A 2,127-nucleotide genomic window follows, 5' to 3' on the forward strand; every position below is an offset into this window, starting at 1 on the left:
ATATCGACCAGTGCATCCATGTTGAGGTCGGCCAATTCGAAATTCTGAGGGGGGATGTCGCCGGCGAACGCCATCTTCGGCGCTTCGAACACGACGGGGCGTGACGCCAGTTCGGCGCTTGTCCACGACGAATAGCCGAAATTGATGTCCGGGAACTTCAGCGTCGATTGCGCCAGCGCCCCGCCGCCGGTGTCGCCATACCGGTAGAGCACCCGCAACTGGTCGAGCACATTGACCGACTGCGTGTCGATGAGCGGCGTCAGGTCGGCCTGAGCCTTCGCCAGGCAGTCCGGATGCGCCCTGACGACGAACTTCGAGGTGTCATTGGTGTCACGGCCGACATATCCCATGCACCATTGGGCGTAGACGGTGTCCTTGAATTTCGCCGTCACCTTGCCGTAAAGCCGGGCGTTCTCCTGTTTGCTGCCATTGGTGTGGCTGACGAGGGTCGATTGTGTCTCGATCAAGTCGAACTGATAGCTGCTCTGACCGCCGGCGAAGCTGGCCTTTGTCAGGTAGCTGCGTCCGCCGAAACGCTGGTAGTCGTAGCGGACGGCTTCGCGGTTGGCGCTGAGCTGCAGCACCAGCGGCCATTTCGTCACGTAGGGCTTGGCTATGTCGAAATTGCCCTCCGCTACGGAGGGGTCGCCGCTGAAGATCAGCCGCGTTCCGTCGGCGTTGGTCACATCGAAGCCGGAGGGGATGGTGTCGGTGTGCAGGCCGCCTGACAGGTCGAGCGAAACGACGTCGAACGCCCCGGTGTGATAGAGAATCTTGACGAAGTCCTCGGCGTATTCGGGCTTGTATTCCCAGACGCCGTTCTCGTTTCCGAGAAACACGAGCCGCGTGCCCATGTAGGACAGGCGGGAGAAGAAATCGCCGCMCGGCTTGGTGCCGGGCACGGCCGTGCCGAGATCGTCGTTGACGGCGATCTCCTGGGTATTGAACCGCCAGCCGATGCCGAGCCCGTTGCCGGCATCGCCCGCGAACTGGCTGTAGGTGAGGCTCATCTGCGGCCCGAACTGGCCACGAGTCGGCAGGGTCGGCAGTGGCAGGGTGAAGTTCGCCGATCCTGTATTGTTGTTCAGCGAGAAGTTGCCTTCCTCCTGCGTGACGGTGCCGCCCGCGGCGGGCAACTGCACGATCGAGGTCGCTGATTTGTCTTCGGCGCGAGCCGGGGAGCCGAGTACTGCGGCGCCAGCGGTCAGGGCTGCGAGGGCGGTAAGGGTCTTGGCGAACATGGGACTACCTCCGGGTGCAGGCATTACTGGTGAATGAGCGGGCCCACGATGACGTGGGGCTGGAGCTGCAGGCAGCTGGGACGCGGACAGACGACCAAAGGCTGGACGGCAATTTCATCGAACACGTGAATATTGACGTCCAGGRTGCGCGACGGCTCGCGCTTGCAGGCTTCGGCGACTTGTGGGGTGAGCGGCTGCGGGAACGAGCAGATCGGATTGTTGCCGAGATAGGATTTTCCGATCACCGGATGAACGTGAACGAAGTTCTCGATCCGGTTGCCTCGCAGATCGACGATCGACAGCGCCGGAAGCGAGCCGAGCGGCAGCGCATTGAAGACCCGGTTGTTGCGCAGATCGACATTCGACAACGCCGGCATGTTCGACAGATTGCCGACGTCGGTGATCTGATTGTCGTTCAGGTAGATGTATTTGAGCCCGCTCGAGCTGAAGCGCGGGATCGCCGACAGCCGGTTGGTGGCGAGGTTCAGTTTCTGGAGTCCCGTCAGCGAAGCGATCGGGGACGCGTCGGTGATCACATTGTCGAACAGGTTAAGTTCTCCCAGCGCCCGAAAATGGACCACGGGGTTGACGGCGATGATCGACTTCTTGTTCAGCGTCAGGCTGGTCAGTGACTGCGCCCAGTTCTGCGCAGCACTGCAATCGGCGCTATCGACGTGGTCGGCCTGCATGCGGCTGTCGAGCGCCGCCATGAAGCCTCGCGCGTCGCCGAGCGCGATCGAATCGAACCGGTAGACGATGCAGTATTCGGCGAAGCTGGCGTATTGCAGCGGCAGGTTGCGCATACCGGCGTCGTCGAGCAGCGGCAGGTCCGCCAACGGCGTCACGGATTGCACGTGTGTATTCGAGAAATAGAGCTTGGTCAGCT

2 protein-coding genes are annotated in these 2,127 nt (G+C 61.9%); both read right to left on the reverse strand.

Annotated elements, in window-relative coordinates:
* On the reverse strand, nucleotides 1-1,241 hold a 1,241-nt coding region (locus ACXJ7R_RS30835; protein ID WP_457155108.1), incomplete at its 3' end, for a SpvB/TcaC N-terminal domain-containing protein.
* A 23-nt stretch (nucleotides 1,242-1,264) separates the two neighbouring features.
* A partial coding sequence (locus tag ACXJ7R_RS30840) for a leucine-rich repeat domain-containing protein (protein WP_457155109.1) occupies nucleotides 1,265-2,127 on the reverse strand: 863 nt, incomplete at its 5' end.

This window comes from Mesorhizobium sp. P5_C1 (assembly GCF_054049815.1).